This is a genomic window from Actinospica sp., from assembly GCF_035552695.1.
Lineage (GTDB): Bacteria > Actinomycetota > Actinomycetes > Streptomycetales > Catenulisporaceae > Actinospica.
Genome location: NZ_DASZKT010000182.1, coordinates 1 through 3,290 on the forward strand (window position 1 = coordinate 1; position 3,290 = coordinate 3,290).

A 3,290-nucleotide genomic window follows, 5' to 3' on the forward strand; every position below is an offset into this window, starting at 1 on the left:
GCAAACCGCATCTTTCCGCGCTTAGCATACCGGACCACCAGATGCTGCACCGCAGGCCTCTGGGCTGCCGGCTGCGCCACGCTACCTCCCGCTCACTACGGGAAGCAGGCGCCTCCCGTCGAGCCGCTCCCCGGTCGGACCCACCTGGATCTCGGTACCCATAGCGGAGCACACCCCGCATTCATAACACGGAGTCCAGCGGCAATCTTCCACCTCGGCCGCTCCCTCGGGGGCGATGGAGTCCTGCCAGTCCTGCCAGAGCCAGTCGCGGTCAAGGCCCGCGTCCAGGTGATCCCAGGGGAACACCTCACTGTAATCACGTTCGCGCGTAGTGTACCATGCGACGTCCACCGGCTCGGTGGCCAGCGCAGACTCGGCGCTGCGCATCCACCGCTCGAACGAGAAGTGCTCGCTCCACCCGTCGAACCGCGCGCCGTCCCGCCACGCGGCCAAGATCACGCCGCCCACCCGGCGGTCGCCCCGCGACAGCAGCCCTTCGATGATGCCCGGCTGCCCGTCGTGGTACCGGTACCCGATCGACTTGCCGTAGGCGCGATCGGCCCGCAGCGCGCCGCCGAGGGCGCGCAGCCGCGCGTCCACCACCTCGGGCGCGCACTGCGCGGCCCACTGGAACGGCGTATGCGGCTTGGGCACGAAGGCGCCGATCGACACCGTGCACCGGATGTCGCGCCGCCCCGTGGCCTCCCGGCCCGCGGCGATGACCCGGCGGGCCAGCTGCGCGATGGCCAGCACGTCGGCGTCGGTCTCGGTCGGCAGCCCGCACATGAAGTACAGCTTCACCTGCCGCCACCCGCTGGCGTAGGCCGTGGTGACGGTGCGCAGCAGATCCTCCTCGGTGACCATCTTGTTGATCACCTTGCGCATCCGCTCGGACCCGCCCTCGGGGGCGAAGGTGAGTCCGGAACGGCGGCCGTTGCGGCTCAGCTCGTCGGCCAGGGTCACGTTGAACGCGTCCACCCGGGTCGACGGGAGCGACAGCCCGACGTTCGTGCCCTCGTAGCAGTCGGCCAGGTCGACGGCGATCTCGTTGATCTCGCTGTGGTCGGCGCTGGACAGCGACAGCAGCCCGACCTCGTCGAACCCGCTGGCTTTGACGCCGTTCGCCACCATCGAGCCGATCGTGGTGATAGACCGCTCGCGCACCGGCCGGGTGATCATCCCGGCCTGGCAGAACCGGCAACCGCGGGTGCAGCCGCGGAAGATCTCCACGCTGTACCGCTCGTGCACGGTCTCGGCGACCGGGACGATGGGCCGGCGCGGATACGGCCACGCGTCCAGGTCCATCACCGTGTGTTTCGAAACCGTGGGCGGAACACCTTGACGGTTCGGCGATATGTTCGATATCCTGCCGTCGGAGAAATACGAGACGTCGTAGAAACGAGGCACGTAGGCGACCGTCGCGAGCCTGACCAGCAGTCCGTCCCGGCCGCCGGGCTGCCCGGCACGCTTCCAGTCGCGAATCAGGCCGGTGATCGCGAGCACCGCCTGTTCGCCGTCGCCGAGAACCACCACGTCCAGGAAGTCGGCGACGGGTTCGGGGTTGAACGCTGCGTGGCCCCCGGCGATGACCAGAGGGTGAGCCAAGGTCCGTTCGGCAGAAAAAAGAGGGATCCCCGCTAGGTCGAGCACGGTGAGGAGGTTTGTATAGGCCATCTCGGTCGCGAAGCTGAAGCCGAGTGCGTCGAAGGCGCTGACCGGCCGGTGCGCGTCCACCGTGAACTGGGGCACGCCATGTTCGCGCATGAGTGCCTCGAGGTCGGGCCACACGGTGTAGGTGCGCTCGGCGAGTACGCCCTCGCGCTCGTTCAGGATCTCGTAGAGGATCTGGACGCCCTGGTTGGGCAGCCCGACCTCGTAGGCGTCCGGATAGCACAGGGCCCACCGGACGTCGGCGCTGTCCCAGTCCTTGGTGACCGAGCCCACCTCGCCGCCGACGTACTGGATCGGCTTGCGCACGCGCGGCAGCAGCGGCTCTAGCGCTGGGTAGACGGAGTCAACAGGCATCTAAGTACATTATCCGAACGGACCGTGGTGACACCGCCGCGCAGCGGATCGCACGCGGGGGCTCGCGGTCAAAGCGGGCTCGCCTGCTCGTGGGGGCGTTTAGGCTGGGCACCTGTGACTTGCGACCGAATAAAGGAAAGCGATGAACACGTACCGCTCTATCGCGCTGGTCCTGGCCAGCTGTGCGGCCGGCCTGTCCGTGGCGGCGTGCTCGGCCGGGACCCCGTCGGCCAACTCGTCCACTTCGAGTCCGGCCGCCACGGGTTCGGCCACGTCGAGCCCGAGCAAGCCCCCGGTTATCTCGTCCCCCGCGCCGACGACCGGGCCGCCCATCGCGGGCAGCATGCTCACGATCAAGGGGAAGATCGGCAGCTTCCCGGTCCCGAAAGCGGCGAAGGTCGGCGAGAACATGTCGGGCGGCTCGTCACTCCTGGTCGTCTTCGGTTTGGTCGCCCCCGCGGACGTCGCGCGCTTTTACGCCACGGCGCTGCCGCAGGCTGGTTATACGGTTACGAGCAACTCGCTGGTCAGCCAGGGTGGCCAGAACGGGGCGATTATCCAGTTCACCGGTCACGGTTTCAAGGGCAACATCGAATCGGTGGCTCAGTTCCCGGGCGCGGCCATCGCCGGGCTCGGCGCCACGAACGTGACCACGGTCGTCATGTCCGCGTCGGCGTAAGGCGGGACGGCTGGCGGCCCCGGCTGGTCAGCGGGTTCCGTTACGCGGCGCTAGCCAGTTAAGCGGGCGCTAGTCAGCGAAAACGCTGTGGTGGCGGCGGACGGACTGGAGCATGCCGATGGCGATCATGTCGGCGAAGATCGCCGAGCCGCCGTAGGAGACGAACGGCAGCGGCAGGCCGGTGATGGGCATGATGCCGATCGTCATGCCGATGTTCACGAACGACTGGAACGCGAACCAGATCGCCACGCCGGAGGCGATCAGCACGCCGAACAGGTCGTCGGCGCGGGCGGCGATGCGGATCGCGCGGACGATCACGATGCTGAGCAGGACGACGATGGTGATCGTGCCGACGAAGCCGAGCTCCTCGCCGGCCACGGTGAAGATGAAGTCGGTCTGCTGGGAGGGCACGTAGTTGCCCGCCACTATCGAGCCGTGGAACAGTCCGGTGCCGAACATCCCGCCCGAGCCGACCGCGATCTTGGCCTGGGCCGCGTTGTAGCCGGCGCCGGCCAGGTCGGCGGACGGGTGCAGAAAGGACGTGAACCTGGTCAGCTGGTAGGACTTCAGCAGGTGCGTGCCGCCG

General features: G+C 68.2%; 3 protein-coding genes. 1 reads left to right on the forward strand and 2 read right to left on the reverse strand.

Going from position 1 to position 3,290, the window contains the following annotated elements:
- Positions 1-81: 81 nt before the first annotated feature.
- Positions 82-2,025, reverse strand: a complete 1,944-nt coding sequence (locus VG296_RS21220; RefSeq protein WP_325568260.1) for a TIGR03960 family B12-binding radical SAM protein — start codon at positions 2,023-2,025, stop codon at positions 82-84.
- Between the two features lie 142 nt (positions 2,026-2,167).
- Here VG296_RS21220 and VG296_RS21225 point away from each other — a divergent pair, with 142 nt between their 5' ends.
- On the forward strand, positions 2,168-2,704 hold the full coding sequence (locus tag VG296_RS21225; RefSeq protein WP_325568262.1) for a hypothetical protein: 537 nt from the start codon (positions 2,168-2,170) through the stop codon (positions 2,702-2,704).
- Between the two features lie 69 nt (positions 2,705-2,773).
- Here VG296_RS21225 and VG296_RS21230 read toward each other — a convergent pair.
- A partial coding sequence (locus VG296_RS21230) for an FtsW/RodA/SpoVE family cell cycle protein (protein WP_325568264.1) occupies positions 2,774-3,290 on the reverse strand: 517 nt, incomplete at its 5' end.